We start from the raw sequence: 22,387 nt of genomic DNA, 5'->3' as shown, positions 1-22,387 counted from the left end.
CATGGATCATCTGTTCGACGACAAGCCTAGGGAGCGGGCGCCGATCGGCGTCCGTTCCGGCACCATGATGACAGTCACCGGCCCGGTGGCGATCGCGGATATGGGCGTCACGCTAATGCATGAACACATCCTGCTCGACGGCGCGACATCCTGGAAATGTCCCTGCCACCCCGACGAGAAGAAGATCGCCGAGCAGCCGGTCAGCATGGACATCATCGGCGAACTGCGGATGAACCCCTACATGAACCGCGACAACGTCTCGCTCGACGACAGCGACTTGGCGCTTTCGGAACTGGCGAAGTACCGCGCGCTCGGCGGCCATACCGTGGTTGATGCGACCAATATCGGCATAGGCCGCGACCCGGTGAAGCTGGCACGCATCGGCCGCGCCTCCGGGTTACGCATTGTAATGGGCACCGGCTTCTACCTACAGCACACCCATCCCGACTGGCTGAAGGCGATGGACGTTGACGACGTCACCGAATTCCTGGTCAACGATGTCGGCGGCGGGGCGACGCAGCCCGAAATCATGGCAGGCATCATCGGCGAGGTCGGCGTCAGCAAGGATTTCACCGACGAAGAGCGCAAGTCGCTGCGCGCTTCAGCCCGAGCTTCGAAAATCACCGGCGTGCCGCTGACCATCCATCTGCCCGGCTGGGAGCGGCTGGCGCATGAGGTGCTCGACGTGGTGGAGGCGGAAGGTGCCGATCTCAGGCACACGGTGCTTTGCCACATGAACCCTAGCCACAACGACCTCGCCTACCAGAAAAGCCTGGCCACGCGCGGCGCCTTCCTGGAATACGACATGATCGGCATGGATTTCTACTATGCGGACCAGGACGCCCAATCACCGTCCGACGAGCAGAATGCGCAGGCGATCCGCTCGCTGATCGACCTGGGGCTCGTCGACCGGATACTGCTGTCGCAGGACGTTTTCCTGAAGATCATGCTGACCCGCTTCGGCGGCTTCGGCTACGGCTTCATCCTCAAGCACTTCGTGCCTAGGCTGAAACGCCATGGTGTCGACCAGACGGCAATCGACCGTATGCTCATCGACAACCCAAAGACCGTTTTCGCGGCGTAGGCCGACGACAAAATCGACATAGGAGCAAGCATGTCCAAAAAGAAGGTTCTCCTCGCCGGCGAGTCCTGGGTCTCGACCGCGACCCATATCAAGGGCTTCGACCAGTTCCCGACCGTGACCTATCACACGGGTGCCGATGAATTGCTGGCGGCGCTGAAGGACGGTCCGTTCGACGTCACCTTCATGCCGGCGCATGAGGCGCAGCGGAACTTCCCGCAGACCATGGAAGCGCTGTCGGCCTATGACGCGGTCGTGCTATCCGATATTGGTGCCAACACGCTGCTGCTCCACCCCGACACCTGGGTCCACTCCAAGCCGACGCCGAACCGGCTGCGCCTGCTGCGCGACTATGTCGGCAATGGCGGCGGCCTGCTGATGTTCGGCGGCTATTACAGTTTTCAGGGCATCAATGGCGGCGCACGCTATCACAAGACGCCGGTCGAGGATGTTCTGCCAGTCGCCTGCCTGCCGGTCGACGACCGCGTCGAGGTACCCGAAGGCTATGCGCCGGTCGTTGTCGGCCCCCAGAGCCATCCTATCCTCAAGGGTCTGGGCAAGGACTGGCCGATCCTGCTCGGTTTCAACGAGGTCACGGTCAAGGACGGTGCGGAAGTTCTGGCAACGGTTTCCTCCGACTACCGTTCGCTGCCGCTGCTGGTGACGGGATCATACGGCAAGGGCCGTACCGTCGCCTGGACCTCGGATGTCGGCCCGCACTGGCTGCCGTCGGGCTTCATCGCCTGGAACGGATACAAGACACTGTTCGAACAGATGCTCGGCTGGGCAACGGCCACAGCATGATTCCGAAAGGTGGATTCCGGTTTTCGGAAAAGGTCATGCTCGAACCAAGAGATGGAGCCTTATCCCGATTTCATCGGGATAAAACAGGCTCCAGGGATTAGCCATGCGCGTCCATGTCGTCGGCAATGTCTGCGTCGATACGACGTTTCGGCTGGACCGGTTTCCACAGCCGGGTGAAACGTTGAACGCGTCTGGACATGCCGACGGACTTGGCGGCAAGGGTGCGAACCAGGCGGTGGCCGCCGGCCGCTCCGGAGCCGATGTCCGCTTCCTTGCGGCGATCGGCAACGATGCCGCCGGAGCTTGGATCGGCGAGCAGTTGAGCCGCGATCTCGACGTCGGCCATCTGACGACGCTGCCGCTGCCAAGCGACCGGTCGACTGTCATGGTCGATGCTCGAGGCGAGAACCTCATCGTCACCAGCGCGAGTTGTGCCGCCGCCTTCGATCCCTTGGCGGACAGCGATTTCCTGTCGTCGGTCGAACCCGGCGACATCGTAGTGATGCAGGGCAATCTGGACCCCGCCGTGACGACGGCTTGCCTGCGGACGGCGCGCGGCGCGGGAGCCATGACGATCTTCAATCCCAGCCCGCTCGCGGTTGGATATGCGCCGGATCTGAGCGACGTCAGCGTTGCCATTGCCAATTTGGGCGAAGCAACCCTTCTGACCGAAGCCGCGGAGCCGGCAGAGGCCGCCCGCGCGTTGATCCGTCAAGGCGCTGGCGCCGCCATCGTGACGCTTGGCGCGCTGGGCTGCCTGGTAGCCGATGGCGAAGGGCATATCGAATCGATCGCGGCGCCCAAGGTGGCCGTGATAGACACCAGCGGTGCCGGCGATGTCTTTTGCGGCTGCCTGACCGGCTGCCTCGCGGCCGGCATCGACCTCGCCGGCGCGGCGCGGATCGCGGTGCGCGCCGCGGCCATCTCGGTGGGACGCACCGGCACTCTCCAATCCTGCCCCGATAGGCGGGAGATGAAAACGCTCATGGAAACGACGGAAGCGGAAACCGCATGACAAAATCCCCCAAAGCCATCGGCTCCAAACAGGTCACGGATGACGCGCTGCGGTCGATCTTCGGCAGAAGCAAGGTGGTGATAGGCGTCGTTCACCTCGCCCCCCTGCCGGGCGCCCCGCGCTACGATGGCGAGGCAGTGGAGACCATCTACCAGCGCGGCCTCGACGACGCCAAAGCCTATCTCGATGGCGGTTGCGACGGCGTGATCGTTGAAAACCACGGCGACGTGCCGTTCGCCAAACCGGATGATATCGGCCCGGAAACCTCCGCCTACATGTCGGTCGTCTCCGATCGCATACGCAGGGAATTGGGCCGGCCGGTCGGCATCAACGTGCTCGCCAACGCGTCCATTCCCGCCCTTTCTATTGCCAGCGCCGCCGGTGCATCCTTCGTGCGTGTCAATCAATGGGCCAATGCCTATGTCGCCAATGAAGGCTTCATCGAAGGCGAAGCGGCGCGCGCCATGCGCTTCCGGTCCAGGCTCCGGGCCAATGGCATCCGTATCTTCGCCGATGCCCATGTCAAGCATGGCGCCCATGCCATCGTCGGCGATCGGCCGGTCGAGGAACAGGTCAAGGACCTGGTGTTCTTCGACGCCGACGCCGTGATCGCCACCGGCCAGCGCACCGGCCACGCCGCCGACCTCGATTATATCAGGATGATCAAGGAAGCGGCCGGATTGCCGACGCTGGTCGGCAGCGGTGTCACGCCTGACAACGCCAATGACATTCTCGGCATTGTCGACGGTGTCATCGTCGCCAGTTCCTTGAAGCATGACGGCGTCTGGTGGAACCAGGTCGATCCGCAGCGGGTGAAGGCCTTCATTGATGGCCTCAAGCGGTGACTCGAGTGCCAGAGATAAATGGCGAGCGCCTGCTTGGGCGGCTCGACGCGTTCGCCCGGATCGGCGCGACGGCGGCCGGAGGCGTCAACCGGCAGGCCTTCAGCGTCGAGGACCGCGGCGCCCGGCGCCTGCTGGCCGAATTGGCGCTGGAGCGCGGCTTCACGGTTTTTCAGGACGGCATCGCGAACCTTTTCATCCGCCGCGAAGGGCGGGATGCCGCGCTGCCGCCACTGTTGATCGGCAGCCACCTCGACAGCCAGCCGACCGGCGGGCGGTTCGACGGCGCGCTGGGCACGCTTTGCGCCTTCGAGGCGCTCGAAGCGCTTGAGGACGCACAGGCGGCAACCCGGATGCCGGTCGAGGTGGTTGCCTGGGCCAACGAAGAAGGCAGCCGCTTCGCGCCCGGCGTCATGGGCTCGATGGCCTTCACCGGCGCCGATGTCACCTCATGGGCATCGATTGTCGGTGCTGACGGCGCGTCGCTCGCAACCGAACTCGAAGCAACGATCGCCGCCCTGCCGGAAGCGAGCCTTCGCCCGACCGGCATGCCGCTGTCAGCCTATATAGAGCTGCATATCGAACAGGGCCCCGCGCTCGAAAAGGAACTGACGCCGATCGGCGTCGTCACCGCTGTTCAGGGCACGCGCTGGCTGGAAGTCTCCGTCACGGGCGCTGCCGGTCATGCCGGCACGACAGGCCTGGCCTACCGCAGGGATCCGATGGTCGCCGCCGTTGCCGCGATGCACAGGCTGCAGACCACGATCATGCCGCCCGACACCAGCGCGCGGCTGACGGTGGGCCGGATCTCGGCTCAACCGGGATCGATCAACGCCATACCGCAATCCGTCACCTTCACAGTAGATCTCAGACATCCTCGACCGGAACGGCTCGATGCCATCGAGGCGGAGGTGCACCGGGTCTGCGCGGCGGAGGCGGAGGTTCAGCACTGTTCGGCAACGATCAGGCGATCTTTCGACATGCCGGGGGCGGCATTCTCTCCCGACATGATCAAGATCGTCGAGGAAGCCGCCAATTCCCTCCAGCTGCCGCATAAACAGATGATATCGGGCGCATTTCATGACGCGCTGTTCATCGCCCGCGTAGCGCCCGCCGCAATGATTTTCGTGCCGTGCCGAGACGGGCTGAGCCACAACGAGGCGGAATATGTGGAGCCCGAGCACACGATTGCCGGCGCGCGCGTCCTGCTACGGGCGAGCATCGCGGCGGCCTCGCCGCGATGACCAGCCAAGAAGCCGCCAGCTCTGGCGCATCGTTTTCGTGGCGGCAGTCCCGGTTCATGCCTCCCCTGCTCGTCAATCGATAAACCTTGCGGCTGTGTCGTCGCCGCCCTTGTGGGCGCCACCAAAATGGATGAATAGTCAAACAGGGCGTCGCCCTGAAATTGCCGGCTTGCGGTTTTCAGGTCACGCTACAGCCGAGCCGGGTTTTTGAATGGTCAGCCCTGAACCGCGCAAGAGAAGAGGTCGGATCGCGTCGCGCCTTCTGGCGCTGGACGCTTGGATCGATTCCTCGCTCTACGAGATCGGGTTCCAGGCGCGGCAGTTCTGGGAAGCGGCAACGATCTTCTCGCGGCGCTTTCGCCTGAAGGGCTGGCGGCGCGGCATCATCGAACTGTTGAGCGAAGGCTTTACGCTGGGCGCCGGCGGCATGGTGGTGATGCTTGCGCTGGCCATTCCGGCTTTCCAGGATACGGCGGGCGACTGGCGCGCCCAGGGCGACTTCGCCGTCACCTTCCTCGACCGCTACGGCAACGAGATCGGCCAGCGCGGCATCATCCAGCGTGATTCCGTGCCCGTCGACGAGATGCCGGACCACGTCATCAAGGCGGTGCTGGCGACCGAGGATCGGCGTTTCTTCGAACATTACGGCATCGACGTTTTGGGGCTTTCCCGCGCCATCTTCGAGAATGTGCGGGCAAACTCCGTCGTCCAGGGCGGCTCCAGCATCACCCAGCAATTGGCCAAGAACCTGTTCCTGACCAATGAGCGGACCTTCGAGCGCAAGATCAAGGAAGCCTTCCTGTCGCTGTGGCTCGAAGCCAATCTGTCGAAGAAGGAAATCCTGCAGCTCTATCTCGACCGCGCCTATATGGGCGGCGGCACGTTCGGCATCGAGGCGGCGGCCGACTTCTATTTTGGCAAGAGCGTCAAGGATTTGAATCTTGCCGAGGCGGCGATGCTGGCCGGCCTGTTCAAGGCGCCGACCAAATATGCGCCGCACATCAACCTGCCGGCCGCGCGTGCCCGCGCCAATGTGGTGCTGTCCAATCTTGTCGATTCGGGCTTCATGACCGAGGGCCAGGTGCTGCAGGCAAGGCTGCATCCGGCCGACGTCGTCGACCGCGGCGAACAGAAGAGCCCCGACTACTACCTCGACTGGGCCTTCGACGAGGTCAAGAAGATCGCCAAGCCGGGGCAACACTCGCTGGTTGCCCACACCACCTTCGACGCCAACATCCAGAAGGCGGCGGAGGAGTCCGTCGAGTTCCACCTGCGCCAGTTCGGCAAGGAATACAACGTCACCGAAGGCGCCGTGGTGGTCATCGAAACCAATGGCGCGGTCCGCGCCATCGTCGGCGGCCGCGACTACGGCGCCAGCCAGTTCAATCGCGCCACCAAGGCGCTGCGCCAGACCGGCTCGTCGTTCAAACCGTATGTCTACGCCACGGCGATGGAACATGGCTTTACGCCGAACTCGATCATCTCGGGCGGACCGATCAGCTGGGGCAACTGGTCGCCGCACAATTACAGCGGTGAGTCGGCGGGCAACATCACGCTGCTGATGGCGATGGCCAAGTCGATCAACACCGTGCCGGTGCGGCTGGCCAAGGACCATCTCGGCATCGCGCCGATCAAGGCGATGGCGGAATCATTCGGCGTGGAATCCCCTCTCGAGGGCCACAAGACCATGGTGCTCGGCACGTCGGGCATGACCGTGATGGATCAGGCGACGGGCTACAGCGTGTTCGCCCAGAACGGCTTCGTCGGTTCCCGGCACGGCATCACCCAGCTCGTCACCCGCACCGGCGAGGTGGTCTATGACTGGACCAAGGACGCCCCCCCGCCGCACCGGGTGCTCTCGGAGCAGGCGCTGAAATCCATGAACACCATGCTGGCGGCCGTGCCGGTGATTGGCACGGCGCGGCGGGCGCAAATTCCCAACATCGTCGTCGCCGGCAAGACCGGCACGACGCAATCCTACCGCGACGCCTGGTTCGTCGGCTTCACCGGCAACTACACGGCGGCCGTTTGGCTGGGCAACGACGATTTCACCCCGACCAAGAACATGACCGGCGGCTCGCTGCCGGCGATGGTGTGGCAGCGCCTGATGGTCTACGCGCACCAGAACATCGACCTGAAGCCGATCCCCGGCATCGACAAGCCGTTCGTCGACGAAGAGACCGCCGCCAAGGCCGCGGAAGCGCAGAAGAAGAGCGATGACCAGGCAGCAGCCGACGCAGCGGCCGAACGCCCTGCGGTGCTGTCCAGCCGGACCACGCAGACGCTGCGGGACATGACGCAGCTGTTCCAGTCGGCGCCCAAACTCGACGCCCCTGCCCCGCCCGAAACGCTTTCGGCACTGTGACATCAGCCCAGCCGCGGGCCGGGCCGACAGGCAAATCCATCGCGCCGGCTTGCCACAAGGCCCCGCGCCGCGATATCCCCGAAGGGCAATCCTTCGCGCACGCGGCCCTTCATGCTCAAGAACGCCTTCCTGATGCTGCTTTCGCTTGCCATAGCCATTGGCGGCGGCGGCGCAAGCGTCTGGTATGCGTTGAAGATCCAGGACGGTGTCGGCGCGATCCGGATCGGCCAATGGACCGCCTTTCCAGACATCGGCACGCCGGCCGCCGACCCCTATTCCAAGGCGCGTGTGGCGCGCGAGGGGGTGCTGGCGCTCGGCCGCGCCGAAGGCCTGTCCTTCGTCGCCGAACATGACGCCGCCGGCGACCAGCTCAAGCGGGAATGCAGCTACAGGATAGAGGGCGGATTCCCGACAGCCCGCTTCTGGACGCTCTATGCCGCCGATCAATCGCTCGGCGTCGTCGACACGGGCAAGTCGCGACTTGCAGCCCTTCAGTCCTACGAGGTGCTGCGCCAGGCCGACAATTCCGTGATCATTTCGGTCGGCCATCATCCGATGCCCGGCAACTGGCTTTTAACCGACGGTTCCGGACGAATGTATTTCGTCCTGACCTTCTACGACACGCCGATTGCCAGCAGCACCGGCCTGTCGGACGTCTCGCTGCCCAGGATCGTGAAGGCAGGCTGCGATGCGTAGTGTCTATGCGGCGATGCGCAGGCTTATTCACGCCGTCCTGCTCGGCCTCGTCGGCGCCGGCATCGTGCACATCGTGGTGCTGCTTCTGGTGCCGGTTTTTTCGGAACGCGACGCCTGGTCGCGGCTGTCAATGGCGTCCGATCTCTACCGGATGAACCGGCTGGATGCCGAGGCGGGCGGCGCGCCGGTGGTGAAATCGGTCGACCCGCTGTTTTACGCCTCGGCCTGCCGGTTCGATCTCGAGGAAGGCGTGGTCCGCATCAGGGCGCCGGGGAATGTCCCCTTCTGGTCGGTGTCGGTCTATGACCGCAGCGGCCACAACATCTATTCCTTCAACGACCATACGGCGAACGGCGGCAAGCTCGATGCCGTGGTGCTGACGCCTGCGCAGATGATCGACGTGCGCAAGGACTTGCCCGAGGACCTGCAGGGCGCGATCTTCGTCGAAGCGCCGATCGACGAGGGCATTTTCGTTATCCGCAGCTTTGTGCCCGACGACAGCTGGAAGCCGATCGTGTCGCGCTTTCTCGATCAGAGTTCCTGCGAGCTGCAGGATTTCTAAGCGACCCAAAGCGTACGAACTGGCGGCCTGACGGATCAGGTCACGGCTTCGGCAAGGCTCAGTGATGCGGCACCGGCGTCCGGGGCGATCCCGGCTTGTCGGGCCCGGCAGGCCGCGCTTCGCCGGTGCTGGACCGCTCATAGCGGATGCCTGGAAAGATGATCACCGCCGCCGGTATTTCGGTGGTTTGCTTGGCTCGATTGGTCGGTGCCGCACGCGGCACGAAAGACAGTACCATGCCCATGATTCGCGCATTCCTCTCGGTTTCCCCGGAGCACAACGCAACGCCTCCAAATATCATTAAGGCGGGCAGAGGGTTAACGGAGCGCTAACGGATCACCGCTAACTTGATCTTTGTCTTGAGGTCAGCAGGTTCTGACCGAGGCAACCGCTCAACCGACACAGTCCCGGCTGGGCGTGATCAAGGCTGTGTATCGAGTATCGGGTATCCTTCGTGTCATCTTCGGACTTCAGGCAAATCGCGATACGGACGGAAGCGGGCAAGGCCGAAAGGCTGTTCCGCGCCGCGGTGTCGGCGTTCTGCTCGTTGACCCGTCCGTCACGCCGCGAGATCGGCCAGCTCGAAGACCTGACGCTGCCGCTGTTCGACGACGTGTCAGTCGAATCGCGACGCTACGTGGCCGCCGCCCTTTCCGAATGCGAGTATGCCCCCGCGGCACTAGTGCGCCGGCTCTGCGAAGAACCGGTCGATATCGCCGCGCCGCTTTTGATCCGCTCGCGCGCCGTCAGCGATATCGACTTGATTGCGCTCATCGGCCGGCATGGGCTGCCGCACGCGCGCGCCATCGCGCGGCGCAAGGACCTGAACCCGACCATCGCCGATCTGATCAGGGCGCTCGAACGGCCGACACTGGTGCGGGTGCGGGATCCGGAGGCGCAAGCCCCCGCCGCATCAGCCGCCGCAGCCGTAAACAAGGACACGGCCGAGAACAGCGCGACAAGCCAACAGTCTCCCGGCATTGCCGCTGAGAATGCGCGGCGCAGGCTGCGCTCCATGATGCGTACCGGCGACGAAGCCTTGGCGGCGAAGGTCGATGCGTTCCCCGGCTCGGAAACCTATGTCAAACTGCGCGAGACGGCGCTGACGGGCAACGCCGCGTTCTTCCAGACGGCGCTTGCGGACGCCCTCGACATCGATTTTTCGACCGCGCGCTCGCTGACCGCCAACCAGAACTACGGCCCACTACTCGCGGCGTTGCGCTCGCTCGACTTCAGCGAGGATCGGGCCTTCCTGATCACGGTCGCCATCTATCCCAGCCTGTTCCCGCATCCGCAGGCCATCCGCACCTATCTCGACCGCTACCGCCTGCTGCATCGCGATGTGGCTCTGGACAGGGTGCGAGGCTGGAAAGCCGAAACCTTGTCCAGAATGGTTCGCGACGTTTCGCCGGTAAACAGCGACAGCCGCAAGGCCTCGAACAGCGACGAAGCCGCGGCGCCCGCGCTCAGGGCGTCTTCACGGAAATAAGCTCCTCAACGGGAACGGTTCCTCCCTCGATCTCGACCACCCATATGTCGGGATCGAACTTCTTCTCCCGCTCAAGGCGTGCATCCAGGACCGCCGGATCGTCGCCGGCGGCGAGAAGGCTGAAGAAACGGTCGTCGGGCTTGGATGAATCATAGCTCGTCTGCGGCGCCGGCCCGTAGAGGGCGACTTCACCCAGCCTGCCGCGCGTCAGCACGAAAACAGCGCCGGCCTCGGTCGCGCCACGGTTGACCACGGCGGCAAATCCGCCGGCGCTGAAAACCCGGCGCACCAAGGCAGAGACCCACAGATCCGATGTAACGCGCATGAAAACTCCGCAAACCGTGCGGGGCTATCTATCGATATTTCACTTGTTGGGCGAGCAGTCGTTTTGGGCTTCGTTCGTCCGACCTCAGTTGGTCAGGCCGATCTCGCGCATCTTGACGTAGACGATCTCGTCGGGCTCGCCGGTCTGCGGCAGCCCGAACAGCGACTGGAATTCCTTGATCGCCGCCTTGGTGCGCGCACCGACGACGCCGTCCAATTGCATGTCGTCATTGCCGAACGCCTTCAGCCCGGCCTGGATCTTGACGATGCGGGGATCGGGTCCCTGGGCCGCAGCGGCGTCGACCTGCCCGGCATTCGGTTGGGCAGAATTCGTCTGCAGGGACACGGGCACGGCGGCCGGCGCCACGTCGGGACGGGGCTGTGGTTTCGGCACGGCGGCTGTCTTCGGCGTTGCGCCAAGCTGATCCAGCAGCAGAGCGTCGATCTCGCCGGAGGCGTTGAGCCCGACCTTCTGCTGATAGGCCTGTATGGCCTTGCGCGTGTTGGGGCCGGAAATGCCGTCGACCGTGCCGGGATAGAAGTCGAGATCCTTCAATATGCCTTGCACCTGCTCGACCACCGGATCGCCCTTCATCGGCGCCGGTGCCGCATTGGGCCGCACGATGTTGATCGTGGTCTCCGGCTCGTCGGAGGCAGTGTGCGGAAAACCCTGGAAATTGCGGGTGGCAAAGAACGCCCCGGCGTGCGGGAAAGGCTGATACCACAGCGCATTGGCCGAGACATAGAACAGCGTCACCAGGAATGCCGTCGATCCGCCCACCAGCACAGGATTGCGCGAAATCATCCCGCCGACGGCGATGGCACCGTCCTGGAAGGCGGTGCTGCGGCGTTTGACCGCCTTCTTAGGCTGTTTTGCGGAGCGAGCCATTCCTGTCCCCTTTCGCCCTCGTCGCCGGCATCGTCAGCACCCCTGCCTGGCTCGCCGGGCGCCCCTTCGGCCCGCTGACCGGCAGGCTGATGGTCACCGTGGTGCCCTCGCCCGGCATGCTTTCGATGGACATGGTGCCCTCGTGCAGCGCCACCAGTCCCTTCACAAGTGACAGGCCAAGACCGGTCCCCTCGAAACGGCGGGTATAATCGTTCTGGATCTGCGTGAAGGGCTTGCCGAGATTGGCGAAATCCTCCTCGGCAATGCCGATGCCAGTGTCCCTGACCCAGAAATGCAGGCGCGAACCGATCCGCTTGGCGCCGACGACGACATCGCCGCCGTCAGGCGTGAACTTGATCGCATTGGAGACGAGATTGATGAGGATCTGCTGCACGGCGCGGCGATCGGCATTGATGTCGCCGGCGTCGGGAGCGATCTGGGTCTGCAAATCGATGTTCTTGGCCTGCGCCTGCAGTCGCATCATCGACTGGCACATCTCGACCGCTTCCAGGAACCGGAACGGCTCCGGTTCCGCCGTGTAGGCGCCGGATTCGATCCGCGACACGTCGAGTATGGATGTGACGACGGCCAGCAGATGCTGGCCCGAATCCCGCACCAGGCCGACATATTCCTTCTGGCGCGGATCCTTGAAGGCGCCGAACATCTCATGCAGCAACATGTCCGAGAAGCCGATGATGGCGTTCAGCGGCGTGCGCAGTTCGTGACTCACCACCGCCAGGAACCGGCCCTTGGCCACTTCCGCGGCGGCCGCCGTCTCATTGGCCTGCGCGAGATCCGCACGCAGCCGGGCCGTCTCGTCATTTTCGCGCAGGACCAGCGTGAAGACGTCGCTCTGCTCCTCACCGCGAACCATTTCGAGCAGGAACGGCCGATAATTGTCGGCCATCAGACGGCTGTCATTCTGGCGATTGTCATTCTGGCCGCCACCGTTCTGGGGCAGCCTGACGCGCAATTCGAGGCAGCGCGACAGTGCACCATCGCGCATGTCGGCCAGGGCGCTAAGATAAGCGACACGGTCCGACAAATGGATGCGGTCGAAGAAGCCGGTTCCCGACAGCAGTTCCGGCGGCAATTTCAAGAGTGTGCGCGCCTTGGCGGACGCATCGATCACCTCGCCCTGGCGGGCGACCCGCAAGATCACCGCGTCGATGATGTCTTCCAGCCGCTCGCCGGTATCCGGCGTATCGGCGGCACCGGCGCTCTCGCGAAACGCGGACAGGCGCGGGATCAGCGTCAGCGCCCAGGCCAGCGGCACCAGCCAATGCCAAGCGGCTATCTGCGCGCCCGCGAAGGGCAAGAAGACCGCGGCCAGTGGCTGAAGGGCAATGGCGACAATAGCCGAGGCCGCCCCCCATACGGCCGCACGCCGAGAGGCGCCGATCCACCAGGCTTCGAAGGGCAGCGCCACGGCAAGCATGGCGACAGGAGAGCTCAAACCGCCGGCGGCGGCGATGAGACCGCCAAGCGCAACGGCCGCCATCGCCAGGGAGATCGGAGCCGCCGCGGCCATCTTCCCGGTCGCCGCCACCAGCAGGGCGACGAACCAGCACAGACCGAAGGCGGCGAAGATGGCGGCCATGGTCACAGCGGCTCCCATGCCCGATGTAGCCAGCGTGACTGCGGCACCGGCGGCAAAGAACGGCGCCGCCAGCATGACGCCGATGAAACGGCGTTGGCGCTCGCGGCCGCTCTGCACGAGAATCGAAGGATGGACCATACGTTCGCAACCGGCTGCGATCGCGCCCGGCAATTCAGCGTATCTGGCCTTGATCGGCATCAACTCAACGCACTCGCACTCATCGTGAACAGCTCTGCTTTTGCAGATTGTTTTGATTGGCTCTGAAACTCTCATCCAGCGTTTAAGGAATGGATAAGGCAGCGCCGACCAAGGCCCGGCCTGTGGCAAATATCGGGATGGTGGCGGCCGAAAACCCGGGCAAATGCCACCATAGTAAATGGAGGGTTATCCGCGAACGCCTGCCATCAGCGGACCTTGGATAGCGAGAGAACCGCCAAGATTCCAGAAAATCGCTATGGAAACAGTCAGATAGATGGTTATCACGGGGTAACGAAAATCGTCTCGATATGAAACAAATCGACGGCAAAACGCTTCGTTTCGAATTTGCCTAAAATTTGAGGAAAATTTTCGTCTAACCCGCAAGCCGTCCTTTGTGGCTGTGTGCCAACATCCTGCCCATAAAAGAGGTCATGCCATATGATGCATGATCCGGTCACGACGAGAGGCAAGGCATGTTCTTCCTGATAAGAATGGCTTTCTGGTTTTCACTGGTGCTTTTGGCGCTGCCGCTGAGCGTTGGTTCCGACGAGCCGGGGCAGGCAAGCGTCGGGCCGATCCAGGCCCTGTTCGCGGCACGCGACGCGGTGGGCGACATCGCCGGCATTTGCGAGCGCAAGCCCGATGTATGTGAAACCGGCAAGTCGGCGATGCACACCATAACCGCGCGCGCCAAGGAGACCGCCAAGATCGCGGCCGCCATGCTGGATGACAAGTCTGCCGGCCCCGACACTTCGACAATGACGGGCAGCGTGGCGCAGGAGATCGTCCTGCCCGAAACGGTCAACCTGCCGATTAAGAATTAGGCTGCCGATAAAGAATTAAGCCGTCTCGACGGCGCACCGCGGGCCGTCTGCCCTCTCGACGCCCGCGGTGTCCTTGTTTTTCTCGTGACGCGACGCTGTCGCGTCACTATATCCGGCTCATGGCGACCACGATCCAGACGATCCGCGACGATTTTTCGTTCCTCGACGAGTGGGAAGACCGCTACCGCTATGTGATCGAACTGGGCGAAGCGCTGCCGCCCTTTCCCGATGAGGAGCGCAATGCCGCCAACAAGGTGCCGGGCTGCGTCAGCCAGGTCTGGCTGACCACCGAACAGGGACCAGGCAGCGATCCGGTCATTACATTCACAGGCGATTCGGATGCTCATATCGTGCGCGGCCTGGTGGCGATCATGCTGGCGCTTTTTTCCGGAAGAACCGCCAGCGAAATCCAGAAGACCGATGCGGAAGCGACGCTGAAGGGGCTTGGTCTGGACGAGCATCTCTCGCCCCAACGCGCCAATGGTCTTCGCTCGATGGTCAAGCGCATCAAGCGCGATGCAGAGGTGGCACTCGCGCAGACGGCCTGACTCCTCTGCGGCCGGCCAACGACCCCAATCCCCAAAAATCAAACGGCGCCCGAAGGCGCCGTTGATGTCGGTTCGACCGGACTGAGCAGCGACTAGCGCGCCTTGCGCTTGCGGCCAAGGCCCATCTTCTTTGCGAGCTGCGAACGGGCCGCCGCATAGTTCGGGGCTACCATCGGGTAGCTCGGGTCGAGATTCCACTTTTCGCGATACTGCTCCGGCGTCAGATCATAGTGGGTCATCAGGTGACGCTTGAGCGACTTGAACTTCTTGCCGTCCTCGAGACAGACAATGTAGTCGTCATGAACCGAGCGCTTCGGGTTGACAGCCGGCTTCTGCTTGTCGGCAGGGGGTTGTTCGGTGGTTCCGCCCACGCGCCCGAGAGCGGCATGGACATCCGAGATCAGGTTCGGCAGTTCGCCGACCGGCACGGGATTGTTGCTGACATAAGCGGCCACCACATCGGCGGTCAGCTCGATCAGCGCATCATTGTTTCTGGAAGGTGTTTCGACAATATCCATGGTCTTCAGGCCCCAACAAGAGTTACGTCGGTCTGCGCCCTTTTTACAGGCAGGGCATCGCACGAATTTTCGGCAGGTAGATTTCCTGCGATTCGTGTCACGGGGACATCAATGCAACCACACAGCAAGTAAGTCAATTCGCTCTTTCGATTATATTTGGCAATGTTGATCAACTATTCGCCAATCAGCTTCAATCTTTCGTGCATCATGTAATTTTTCGATATTTCACCCGCCACACCGGCAAGGCCTACCGTTACGTCAGCTGTTCGTTACATTCGAGACAACTCACAAAAGCAGGTTCAATGCTCGGGTTTGCTTTGCCATCGCGCCAACAATCTTGGTTGTTCACATCTGTCCACAAAACCACAGGTTGCCGCACTTCTTTCACGAACCCTCGCCAGGTGACCTGCCTGCCGCGCGACCGCCCGGATCAACAGATGCCGGCACGGCACGTTGGCCACTTGCCAAGCAGCGAATACGGTCGCATGAGACTGGCAGGCGAATGCCTGAGTTAGTGACGCCACGGTGAAGGCCGCAGCAAGACGAGACCGAATATTTCATCATCTCTCCTCCCTGCCCATCTTCCGGAACCGAATTGACCGCGGGGCCGCGGCTCTTGAACCGGCCCTGATCGGCGTGTTTATCCGTCGTTTGAGATATCTCCAGAGCGAGACGTAATGACCCAGACTCACCGATTTCCCATCGTCAGCCCGCCAATGCCCGAGAAGCGGCCGGTTTTCGATACGCATCACGGCATCACGCGGACTGATGAATATGCGTGGCTGCGGGCCGACAACTGGCAGGAGATGTTTCGGGACCCCTCCCTTCTCGATGCCGGCATCCGTGATGAGCTCGAAGCCGAGAATGCCTACCAGTCGAAGCTGATGGCCGACACATCCGACCTGCAGAAGCAGCTGTTCAAGGAGATGAAGGGCCGCATCAAGGAAGACGATTCTTCCGTTCCCATGAAGGACGGGCCATATGCCTATGGGTCTTCCTTCAAGCTCGGCGGCGAGCAGCCGCGTTATTTCCGCATGCCGCGCGACGGCGGCGCCGAGCAGATCCTGCTCGACGGTGACCTGGAGGCGGAAGGCAAAGCCTATTTTCGGCTCGGCGGCGTCGATCATTCGGCCGATCATCGCAAGCTGTTGTGGGCGTTCGACGACAAGGGGTCCGAGTTCTACACGCTGCGCGTGCGCGACCTTGCCGACGGCAAGGAACTGGCGGACCAGATTCCCGCCACCGGCGGTTCGGGTGTGTGGGACGCGCGCAATGACGGGTTCTTCTATACGCGTCTCGACCCCAACCACCGGCCGTCGAAAGTGCTGTTCCACGCTCTTGGACAAGATCCTGAAAACGACCGCCTCATCTATGAGGAAAGCGATCCCGGCTTCTTCATGAATGTCGACGGCACCCGCAGCAATGAATGGATCATGATCGGCATCAACGATCACGAGACCTCGGAATACCGCCTCTTGAGCGCCAGCGATCCGTTCGCCGAGCCCAGGCTGGTGTGCGCGCGAGAGCCCGGCCTCCAGTATGAGATGGAGGAAGGCGGCGACATCTTCTTCATCCTGACCAACGCGGACGGCGCCAAGGACTTCAAGATCATGATGGCGCCGGCAAACGATCCGGTCCGCGCCAACTGGCAGGAACTGGTGGCGCATGAACCGGGCCGGCTGATCTTGTCGGTGATCGGCTTCAAGGACCATATGGTCCGGCTCGAGCGCAAGGAGGGCCTGCCGCGCATCGTCGTGCGCGATCGCAGCAGTGGCGAAGAGCATCTTCTGTCTCTCGATGAGGAGGCTTTTTCGCTCGGCCTGTCGGGCTCCTATGAATACGACACCGAGATCATGCGCTTTTCCTATTCGTCGATGACGACGCCGGCGCAAGTGTTCGACTACAATATGCGCACCCGTGAGCGGGTGTTGCTCAAGACCCAGGAAGTGCCATCCGGCCATGATGCGGACCATTATGTGACAAGGCGGCTGATGGCGCCCGCCGCCGATGGTGAACTGGTACCGATCTCGCTTTTGCACCATCGCGACACGCCGCTCGATGAATCGGCACCTTGCCTGCTTTACGGCTATGGCTCCTACGGCATCACCGTGCCGGCGGCCTTCAATACCAACTGCCTGTCGTTGGTCGACCGCGGCTTCGTCTACGCCATCGCTCATGTCCGGGGCGGCAAGGACAAGGGCTACGGCTGGTATGATGACGGCAAGCGGGCGCACAAGATGAACACGTTCACTGACTTCATCGCCTGTGCGCGCCACCTCGTTGCCGAGCGCTATACCGCGCATGACCGCATGGTCGCGCAAGGAGGCTCGGCCGGCGGCATGCTGATGGGCGCTGTCGCCAATATGGCGCCGGACTGCTTTGGCGGCATCGTCGCCGAAGTTCCGTTCGTCGACGTGCTCACCACCATGCTCGACGCGACCCTGCCGCTGACGCCGCCGGAATGGCCGGAATGGGGCAATCCGATCGCATCCGCCGACGACTACCGCACGATCGCTGCCTACTCGCCCTACGACAATGTCGCGGCACTCGACTATCCGCCAATCCTGGCGCTTGCCGGCCTCACCGACCCGCGCGTCACCTATTGGGAACCGGCCAAATGGGTGGCGCGGCTTCGCGACCGCAAGAACGGCGACAATCCGGTGCTGTTCAAGATCAATATGGATTCCGGTCATGCCGGCGCGTCCGGCCGGTTCTCAAGGCTGGAGGAGATCGCCTATACTTATTCCTTCGCGTTGAAGGTGACGGGCAAGGCGCAGCTTACCGAGGAGACCCTGCGATGATCGATCTGTCGACATTGATCGCCTACATCGCCGTCGTGCTCGGCTTTGTCTTCATTCCGGGTCCGGCCACGCTGCTGACGATCGCCCGGGCAACGAGTTCGGGCACCAAGGTCGGGATCGCGACCGGTGCCGGCATCGCGGCCGGCGACATGTTTCACACGGTCATGGCGATGGTCGGCATCTCGGCTATTATCGCCACGTCGGCGACACTATTCAGTATCGCAAAATACATCGGCGCAGCCTACCTCGTTTATCTCGGCATTCGCGCGATCGTCGAGAAGGTGCCGGCCGATCCAACGGCCGGCACGCTGGCGATTTCCGCCGGCAAGGCGTTTCGACAGGCTGTCCTGACCGAGGTGCTCAACCCCAAGACCGCGCTTTTCTTCTTAGCCTTCCTGCCCCAGTTCGTGCGGCCCGAGAACGGATCGGCGATGCTTCAGCTGACCGCCCTGGGTCTTATTTTCGTCGTGCTGGGCCTTTTCAGCACGGTCATCTTTGCGGTTAGCGCCGGCCGGCTTGGCAGTTTCCTGCGCAGAAATCCGACTGTGCTGAAATGGCAAGGCAAGGTGGTCGGCGGCATCTACTGCGCCCTGGGCGTCCGCCTGGCCCTGCAGCAACGGTGACGGCGGAGGCAAGTGTCCAGCAGGCATCTGCCGGAGGCATCGCGATCATGACTTTTTGAATCCCGCATTGCTCATTTCCGCTCGCAATTGTACCGGCCTCGCGCTAACCAGTGCGCGGCTTTTCGCAAGCCTTGCCTGACATGTTTTCTACTGGGGTATGCCATGTTGCTCGTCGACGTCTATCTCGACAAATCGCCGATCCAAGGCATCGGCGTCTTTGCAAAGCATCACATCCCGAAGGGCACGTTGATCTGGAAGCTCGACCCCCGATTCGACCGGATCATCGACGTCGAGACCTATGAGGGCGAAACCGGACCGGTGAAGAACTATCTCGACCGCTATTCCTACCCGGACCGACGCGATCCGGCCTACATCGTCTTCGAAGCCGACGACGCCCGCTATATGAACCATGACGACGAGCCGAATTGCGATGTCTCCTCACCCGAGGAAACCTACGCCTTGCGCGACATCGCAGCGGGCGAGGAAATGACCTGCAACTACAATCATTTCTTCGAGACGGGCTTCGATTTCCTGGGCGATCGGCACCTGTAGCCCGACAACCGGTTAGTTCGCGGTCTTCTGGCGCGCCGGATAGCCGTTCGGATGCGGCGGTACAGCCTTGAGATAGGCGGCGATCGCCGCACGGTCGACCGCTGTCAGTTCCGCCATGTTGCGCTGCACGTCGACCATGGCGCCGCCGACGGAATCGAAGTTCGGCGTGAAACCGGTCTCGAGGTAATTGGCGATGTCGGCTTCCGACCAGCCGCCGATACCCCCCTTGCCCGATGTGATGTTCGGCACGATGCCCGAGCCCTCGGCGGCCACGGCGCCGGCCAGCCATTCGCCCTTCTTGGTCCCGCCTGCGAAATCGCGCGGCGTGTGGCATTCACCGCAATGGCCAGGCCCCTCCACCAGATAGCGGCCGGCCATTACAGCTTCGGGCGTGCTATCGGCCAAGGCAACAACGGGCTGGTCGCCGAGATAGAGCCGCTTCCACAGGCCGATGCCACGCCTGATGTTGAACGGGAAAGCCAACGAATTGCCCGGCGCCTTGCCGGCGACCGCCGGCAGCGTCTTGAGGAAGGCATAGAGATCGGCAATGTCGGATGGCTTCATGCGGGCGTAGGAGGCATAGGGAAACGCCGGATAGAAATGCTCGCCCGACGGCGATACGCCCTTCAGCATGGCGTTGGCGAGATCCTCGACCGACCATGCGCCGATGCCGTCGTTCGGGTCTTGCGAAATATTGGGCGGCACGAAAGTGCCGAACGGTGTCTTGAGTTCGAGGCCGCCGACGAGCCGGAGCCGCGCATCGCCCTGTGATCCCGGCTTCGCATGACAGGAGGTGCAGCCGCCAGCGTAGAAGATGCGCTTGCCCCTGGCCGCGTCGCCAGGCGCGAGTTGCGTCAGGGTCTGCGTATCGAGGGTCACAGGCGCCGAGAGGACCCATCCCGTAACCGCGCCGACGCAGCCCACAACCACGGCTGCACCGACGAGCTTCTTCAGCCATGCCATGGCCGAAATCAGCCTTTCTTGATCCTGTAGCTCTGATGGCAGGTGCCGCAATCGGAACCCATGGTGTCGACTTGCGCCTTCAGCGCGTCAGCGTCGGCGGGAGCCGCCGCGACCGCGGCCTTGACGTCCGCCAGATACTTGTCCTCGACGGCCTTGAAGCCAGCCATGTCTTCCCAGATTTTCGGCCCCGCCGTGGTGTCGCCGGTATCGCTGCCTTTCGGGAACAAGGTGTCGACGTCGAACTTCTCGGCATTCGCCTGCAGCGCCTGCAACTGCGTCAGCACGGCAGCGGCATCAAAAGGCTCGTCGCCCTTGGCCACTTTCGCCAGACCGCCGACGATCTTTCCGCGCTCCTTCATCAACGCCTGCCGGTCGAGGATCGGATCGGCAAAGGCGGCCGAGCCGGCAAAGGCGAGCATTGAGATGGCGACGACAAGCTTTCTCATTCATTTGGCTCCATGATGAAGGCATTTCAGGACAGGACGTTAACGGATGCGGCGGACGGGTTATTCCCTCTCATCGGACGATTTTTGTCGGCCTTCGCAACTACCCGACATCGACACAGAAAAGAAAAGCCCCGGTATTGAACTGACCCCCGAACGGTTTTTTCCAACTTTCGGGGGGTAGTTCAAATACCGGGGCTTTTTTGACGATCGATTACTTCGCCTTTTCGTAGAGTTCGAGCACGTGATCCCAGTTGATCAGGCTGTCGACGAAGGCCTCGAGATATTTCGGGCGGGCGTTGCGGTAGTCGATGTAATAGGAGTGCTCCCAGACGTCGACGCCGAGGATCGGCGAGGCGCCGTGGACGAGCGGGTTTTCGCCGTTCGGGGTCTTCGAAATCGCCAGCTTGCCGTCCTTGACGGAAACCCAGGCCCAACCCGAACCGAACTGCGTCGTGCCGGCAGCAATGAAATCAGCCTTGAACTTGTCGTAGCCGCCGAGGTCGCTGTCGACCGCCTTCTGCAGCGCGCCCGGAAGCTTGTTGCCGCCGCCGCCCTTCTTCATCCACTTCCAGAAATGGATGTGGTTGTAGTGCTGGGCCGCATTGTTGAAGAGGCCGGCATTCTTGCCGAACGACTGCTTGACCACCTCTTCGACCGACAGGTCGCCCATGCCCGCTTCCGCGGCCAGCTTGTTGCCGTTGTCGACATAGGCCTTGTGGTGCTTGTCGTGATGATACTCCAGCGTCTCTTTCGACATGTAGGGCTGCAGGGCCTCATAGTCGTAGGGCAGAGCGGGCAATTCAAAAGCCATGGGTAGTACTCCCTCGTGGAAAAGTCCGGTGTGGATACCGGATCAACATAGGTCTGGATTGAGCTGGGACAACTCCGGAAGTGAAGCGCCGGTTGCCTTTCTAAGCGCGTTCCGGAAAACTGTCACACGGTTTTCCTGCGGCGAAGCGCGCAGCGACAAAAAGGACGAACCGGTACGTCAGCCAGCCGATTTCGAATGTGCCCAATCCCAATAGAGTTCGCGCGCCTTGTTGGCGACCGGCCCGGGTTGCAAATTGCGATCCTCGATGCGGGTAATCGGCACCACCTTGGAATGGTTGCCGGTCGAGAAAATCTCGTCCGCTTCGAGAAAATCGCGCACCGACAGCGTCTTTTCCGTCGTCTTGAACCCGTACTCGCCCAGCAACGTCATCGTGCGCGAGCGGGTGATGCCGGACAGGAAGGTGCCGTTCGGCGCCGGCGTCAGCACGTGGCCGTCCTTGACCAGGAAAATGTTGGAGCTGCCGGTCTCCGCGACATTGCCCAGCATGTCCAGCACCAGCGCATTGTCGAAGCCGCGCATCTTGGCTTCAAGGATGGCGCGGCCATTATTGGGATAGAGGCATCCGGCCTTGGCGTTGGTCGGCATGGTCTCGATTGTCGGGCGCCGGAACGGCGACACCGTCACCGAAAAGCCGGTCGGCGAGATCATCGGCGATTCGTAGAGGCAGAGGCAGAAACGCGTCGATGCCGGATCGGCCGGCACCCCCATGTAGCCACCGTGCTCGGCCCAGTACATCGGCCTTATATAGACCGCCGTCTTGCCGTCGAACTTCTTCAATCCGTCCCAGGTCAGTCCGACGATCGCTTCGGGTGTCATGTTCGGCTTGAGGCCAAGCGCGATCGCCGAGGCATTCACTCGCCTGGCATGCAGGTCGAGGTCGGGCGCCACGCCCTCGAACCAGCGCGCGCCGTCGAACACGCTGGTGCCGAGCCACATGGCGTGGCTGCGCGGCCCCAGGATCGCGACGTTGCCCTCGTACCAGTCGCCATCGACGAAGGTCCATGTCGCGGATTGCGCCGCTGCCGCCAGTGTCATCGCGTTATCCCGTTCCGATCAATCTTGTGTGACAACATTGGATGATGCTTTGGCTGCTGGCGTCAACCAGCATGGGCGAGTTTTTGTTGAGGCCAGCGGCAGGCGCGATGCAATCAAGGCTTGCACCTTGCCCCGC

At 62.6% G+C, this 22,387-nt stretch carries 23 protein-coding genes; 14 read left to right on the top strand and 9 right to left on the bottom strand.

All coding sequences use genetic code 11. From position 1 onward, the window contains the following. Window position 1: 1 nt before the first annotated feature. The 8 genes from A3AU_RS0114985 to A3AU_RS0114950 all read left to right on the top strand — a co-directional run bounded on the left by A3AU_RS0114985 (window position 2) and on the right by A3AU_RS0114950 (window position 8,609). Complete coding sequence (locus A3AU_RS0114985) at window positions 2-1,084, top strand: phosphotriesterase family protein (protein WP_032917395.1); 1,083 nt, start codon at window positions 2-4, stop codon at window positions 1,082-1,084. Window positions 1,085-1,114: 30 nt separating this feature from the next. Further along, window positions 1,115-1,885 (top strand): glutamine amidotransferase, encoded by a 771-nt coding sequence (locus A3AU_RS0114980; RefSeq protein ID WP_027053572.1) that lies wholly within the window; start codon window positions 1,115-1,117, stop codon window positions 1,883-1,885. A 103-nt stretch (window positions 1,886-1,988) separates the two neighbouring features. Next, complete coding sequence (locus A3AU_RS0114975; protein WP_027053571.1) at window positions 1,989-2,900, top strand: ribokinase; 912 nt, start codon at window positions 1,989-1,991, stop codon at window positions 2,898-2,900. Next, window positions 2,897-3,745 carry a BtpA/SgcQ family protein gene (locus A3AU_RS0114970; protein WP_027053570.1) on the top strand — a complete coding sequence of 283 codons (849 nt, stop codon included), beginning with the start codon at window positions 2,897-2,899 and terminating at the stop codon, window positions 3,743-3,745. Before A3AU_RS0114975 ends, A3AU_RS0114970 begins: the two co-directional genes overlap by 4 nt. Beyond that, complete coding sequence (locus A3AU_RS0114965) at window positions 3,742-4,986, top strand: Zn-dependent hydrolase (protein ID WP_027053569.1); 1,245 nt, start codon at window positions 3,742-3,744, stop codon at window positions 4,984-4,986. Before A3AU_RS0114970 ends, A3AU_RS0114965 begins: the two co-directional genes overlap by 4 nt. A 211-nt stretch (window positions 4,987-5,197) precedes the next feature. Continuing rightward, the gene (locus A3AU_RS0114960; protein ID WP_027053568.1) at window positions 5,198-7,351 is read left to right on the top strand and encodes a transglycosylase domain-containing protein; all 2,154 of its coding nucleotides are present in this window, start codon (window positions 5,198-5,200) and stop codon (window positions 7,349-7,351) included. A 111-nt stretch (window positions 7,352-7,462) separates the two neighbouring features. After that, window positions 7,463-8,047: a DUF1214 domain-containing protein gene (locus A3AU_RS0114955; protein ID WP_027053567.1), complete on the top strand. Its 585-nt coding sequence runs from the start codon at window positions 7,463-7,465 to the stop codon at window positions 8,045-8,047. Continuing rightward, complete coding sequence (locus A3AU_RS0114950) at window positions 8,040-8,609, top strand: DUF1254 domain-containing protein (RefSeq protein ID WP_027053566.1); 570 nt, start codon at window positions 8,040-8,042, stop codon at window positions 8,607-8,609. The genes A3AU_RS0114955 and A3AU_RS0114950 overlap by 8 nt, the downstream gene beginning before the upstream one ends. Before the next feature lie 58 nt (window positions 8,610-8,667). Here the strand turns inward: A3AU_RS0114950 and A3AU_RS0114945 are convergent, their stop codons facing one another. Next, window positions 8,668-8,853, bottom strand: a complete 186-nt coding sequence (locus A3AU_RS0114945) for a hypothetical protein (protein WP_056563609.1) — start codon at window positions 8,851-8,853, stop codon at window positions 8,668-8,670. Window positions 8,854-9,063: 210 nt separating this feature from the next. Between A3AU_RS0114945 and A3AU_RS0114940 the strand changes: the two genes are divergently transcribed. After that, window positions 9,064-10,098: a DUF2336 domain-containing protein gene (locus A3AU_RS0114940; protein ID WP_027053565.1), complete on the top strand. Its 1,035-nt coding sequence runs from the start codon at window positions 9,064-9,066 to the stop codon at window positions 10,096-10,098. Here the strand turns inward: A3AU_RS0114940 and A3AU_RS0114935 are convergent. From A3AU_RS0114935 to A3AU_RS0114925, 3 genes are all read right to left on the bottom strand, one after another. Then, window positions 10,076-10,423 (bottom strand): DUF1491 family protein, encoded by a 348-nt coding sequence (locus tag A3AU_RS0114935; protein WP_027053564.1) that lies wholly within the window; start codon window positions 10,421-10,423, stop codon window positions 10,076-10,078. The genes A3AU_RS0114940 and A3AU_RS0114935 overlap by 23 nt on opposite strands. Window positions 10,424-10,507: 84 nt before the next feature. Further along, on the bottom strand, window positions 10,508-11,311 hold the full coding sequence (locus tag A3AU_RS0114930; protein ID WP_027053563.1) for a peptidoglycan-binding domain-containing protein: 804 nt from the start codon (window positions 11,309-11,311) through the stop codon (window positions 10,508-10,510). Beyond that, on the bottom strand, window positions 11,286-13,049 hold the full coding sequence (locus A3AU_RS0114925) for a sensor histidine kinase (protein ID WP_027053562.1): 1,764 nt from the start codon (window positions 13,047-13,049) through the stop codon (window positions 11,286-11,288). Before A3AU_RS0114925 ends, A3AU_RS0114930 begins: the two co-directional genes overlap by 26 nt. 533 nt (window positions 13,050-13,582) lie before the next feature. Between A3AU_RS0114925 and A3AU_RS0114920 the strand changes: the two genes are divergently transcribed. Further along, a complete protein-coding gene (locus A3AU_RS0114920) occupies window positions 13,583-13,933 on the top strand; it encodes a DUF5330 domain-containing protein (protein WP_027053561.1) in 351 nt (116 codons plus the stop codon). A 119-nt stretch (window positions 13,934-14,052) separates the two neighbouring features. Next, a complete protein-coding gene (locus tag A3AU_RS0114915; protein ID WP_027053560.1) occupies window positions 14,053-14,481 on the top strand; it encodes a SufE family protein in 429 nt (142 codons plus the stop codon). A gap of 92 nt (window positions 14,482-14,573) precedes the next feature. Here the strand turns inward: A3AU_RS0114915 and A3AU_RS0114910 are convergent, their stop codons facing one another. Beyond that, on the bottom strand, window positions 14,574-14,999 hold the full coding sequence (locus A3AU_RS0114910) for a Ros/MucR family transcriptional regulator (RefSeq protein ID WP_027053559.1): 426 nt from the start codon (window positions 14,997-14,999) through the stop codon (window positions 14,574-14,576). A gap of 677 nt (window positions 15,000-15,676) precedes the next feature. On the opposite strand from A3AU_RS0114910, the gene A3AU_RS0114905 reads away from it, so the two are divergent. From A3AU_RS0114905 to A3AU_RS0114895, 3 genes are all read left to right on the top strand, one after another. Next, window positions 15,677-17,800 (top strand): S9 family peptidase, encoded by a 2,124-nt coding sequence (locus A3AU_RS0114905; protein ID WP_027053558.1) that lies wholly within the window; start codon window positions 15,677-15,679, stop codon window positions 17,798-17,800. After that, window positions 17,797-18,423, top strand: coding sequence for a LysE family translocator (locus A3AU_RS0114900; protein ID WP_027053557.1), 627 nt, complete (start codon window positions 17,797-17,799; stop codon window positions 18,421-18,423). Before A3AU_RS0114905 ends, A3AU_RS0114900 begins: the two co-directional genes overlap by 4 nt. Before the next feature lie 162 nt (window positions 18,424-18,585). Further along, window positions 18,586-18,975 (top strand): SET domain-containing protein, encoded by a 390-nt coding sequence (locus tag A3AU_RS0114895; protein WP_027053556.1) that lies wholly within the window; start codon window positions 18,586-18,588, stop codon window positions 18,973-18,975. A 12-nt stretch (window positions 18,976-18,987) separates the two neighbouring features. Here A3AU_RS0114895 and A3AU_RS0114890 read toward each other — a convergent pair whose 3' ends face one another. The 4 genes from A3AU_RS0114890 to A3AU_RS0114875 all read right to left on the bottom strand — a co-directional run bounded on the left by A3AU_RS0114890 (window position 18,988) and on the right by A3AU_RS0114875 (window position 22,251). Then, window positions 18,988-19,938, bottom strand: a complete 951-nt coding sequence (locus tag A3AU_RS0114890) for a cytochrome c (RefSeq protein ID WP_027053555.1) — start codon at window positions 19,936-19,938, stop codon at window positions 18,988-18,990. A gap of 8 nt (window positions 19,939-19,946) precedes the next feature. Beyond that, window positions 19,947-20,384, bottom strand: a complete 438-nt coding sequence (locus tag A3AU_RS0114885) for a c-type cytochrome (protein ID WP_027053554.1) — start codon at window positions 20,382-20,384, stop codon at window positions 19,947-19,949. Window positions 20,385-20,595: 211 nt separating this feature from the next. Next, window positions 20,596-21,195 (bottom strand): superoxide dismutase, encoded by a 600-nt coding sequence (locus A3AU_RS0114880; RefSeq protein ID WP_027053553.1) that lies wholly within the window; start codon window positions 21,193-21,195, stop codon window positions 20,596-20,598. A 177-nt stretch (window positions 21,196-21,372) separates the two neighbouring features. After that, window positions 21,373-22,251: a branched-chain amino acid aminotransferase gene (locus A3AU_RS0114875; RefSeq protein ID WP_027053552.1), complete on the bottom strand. Its 879-nt coding sequence runs from the start codon at window positions 22,249-22,251 to the stop codon at window positions 21,373-21,375. Between the last annotated feature and the right edge of the window lie 136 nt (window positions 22,252-22,387).

Source organism: Mesorhizobium erdmanii USDA 3471, from assembly GCF_000472705.1.
GTDB lineage: Bacteria > Pseudomonadota > Alphaproteobacteria > Rhizobiales > Rhizobiaceae > Mesorhizobium > Mesorhizobium erdmanii.
The sequence above is the reverse complement of the archived record's forward strand: the minus strand, read 5'-3'. Positions and strand labels throughout refer to the sequence as shown.

Coding starts and splice junctions, on each gene's coding strand:
- A3AU_RS0114985 (WP_032917395.1), top strand. CDS start 2: ATGGATCATCTGTTCGACGACAAGCCTAGGGAGCGGGCGCCGATCGGC.
- A3AU_RS0114980 (WP_027053572.1), top strand. CDS start 1,115: ATGTCCAAAAAGAAGGTTCTCCTCGCCGGCGAGTCCTGGGTCTCGACC.
- A3AU_RS0114975 (WP_027053571.1), top strand. CDS start 1,989: ATGCGCGTCCATGTCGTCGGCAATGTCTGCGTCGATACGACGTTTCGG.
- A3AU_RS0114970 (WP_027053570.1), top strand. CDS start 2,897: ATGACAAAATCCCCCAAAGCCATCGGCTCCAAACAGGTCACGGATGAC.
- A3AU_RS0114960 (WP_027053568.1), top strand. CDS start 5,198: ATGGTCAGCCCTGAACCGCGCAAGAGAAGAGGTCGGATCGCGTCGCGC.
- A3AU_RS0114955 (WP_027053567.1), top strand. CDS start 7,463: ATGCTCAAGAACGCCTTCCTGATGCTGCTTTCGCTTGCCATAGCCATT.
- A3AU_RS0114950 (WP_027053566.1), top strand. CDS start 8,040: ATGCGTAGTGTCTATGCGGCGATGCGCAGGCTTATTCACGCCGTCCTG.
- A3AU_RS0114945 (WP_056563609.1), bottom strand. CDS start 8,853: ATGGGCATGGTACTGTCTTTCGTGCCGCGTGCGGCACCGACCAATCGA.
- A3AU_RS0114935 (WP_027053564.1), bottom strand. CDS start 10,423: ATGCGCGTTACATCGGATCTGTGGGTCTCTGCCTTGGTGCGCCGGGTT.
- A3AU_RS0114930 (WP_027053563.1), bottom strand. CDS start 11,311: ATGGCTCGCTCCGCAAAACAGCCTAAGAAGGCGGTCAAACGCCGCAGC.
- A3AU_RS0114925 (WP_027053562.1), bottom strand. CDS start 13,049: ATGGTCCATCCTTCGATTCTCGTGCAGAGCGGCCGCGAGCGCCAACGC.
- A3AU_RS0114920 (WP_027053561.1), top strand. CDS start 13,583: ATGTTCTTCCTGATAAGAATGGCTTTCTGGTTTTCACTGGTGCTTTTG.
- A3AU_RS0114915 (WP_027053560.1), top strand. CDS start 14,053: ATGGCGACCACGATCCAGACGATCCGCGACGATTTTTCGTTCCTCGAC.
- A3AU_RS0114910 (WP_027053559.1), bottom strand. CDS start 14,999: ATGGATATTGTCGAAACACCTTCCAGAAACAATGATGCGCTGATCGAG.
- A3AU_RS0114905 (WP_027053558.1), top strand. CDS start 15,677: ATGACCCAGACTCACCGATTTCCCATCGTCAGCCCGCCAATGCCCGAG.
- A3AU_RS0114900 (WP_027053557.1), top strand. CDS start 17,797: ATGATCGATCTGTCGACATTGATCGCCTACATCGCCGTCGTGCTCGGC.
- A3AU_RS0114895 (WP_027053556.1), top strand. CDS start 18,586: ATGTTGCTCGTCGACGTCTATCTCGACAAATCGCCGATCCAAGGCATC.
- A3AU_RS0114890 (WP_027053555.1), bottom strand. CDS start 19,938: ATGGCATGGCTGAAGAAGCTCGTCGGTGCAGCCGTGGTTGTGGGCTGC.
- A3AU_RS0114885 (WP_027053554.1), bottom strand. CDS start 20,384: ATGAGAAAGCTTGTCGTCGCCATCTCAATGCTCGCCTTTGCCGGCTCG.
- A3AU_RS0114880 (WP_027053553.1), bottom strand. CDS start 21,195: ATGGCTTTTGAATTGCCCGCTCTGCCCTACGACTATGAGGCCCTGCAG.
- A3AU_RS0114875 (WP_027053552.1), bottom strand. CDS start 22,251: ATGACACTGGCGGCAGCGGCGCAATCCGCGACATGGACCTTCGTCGAT.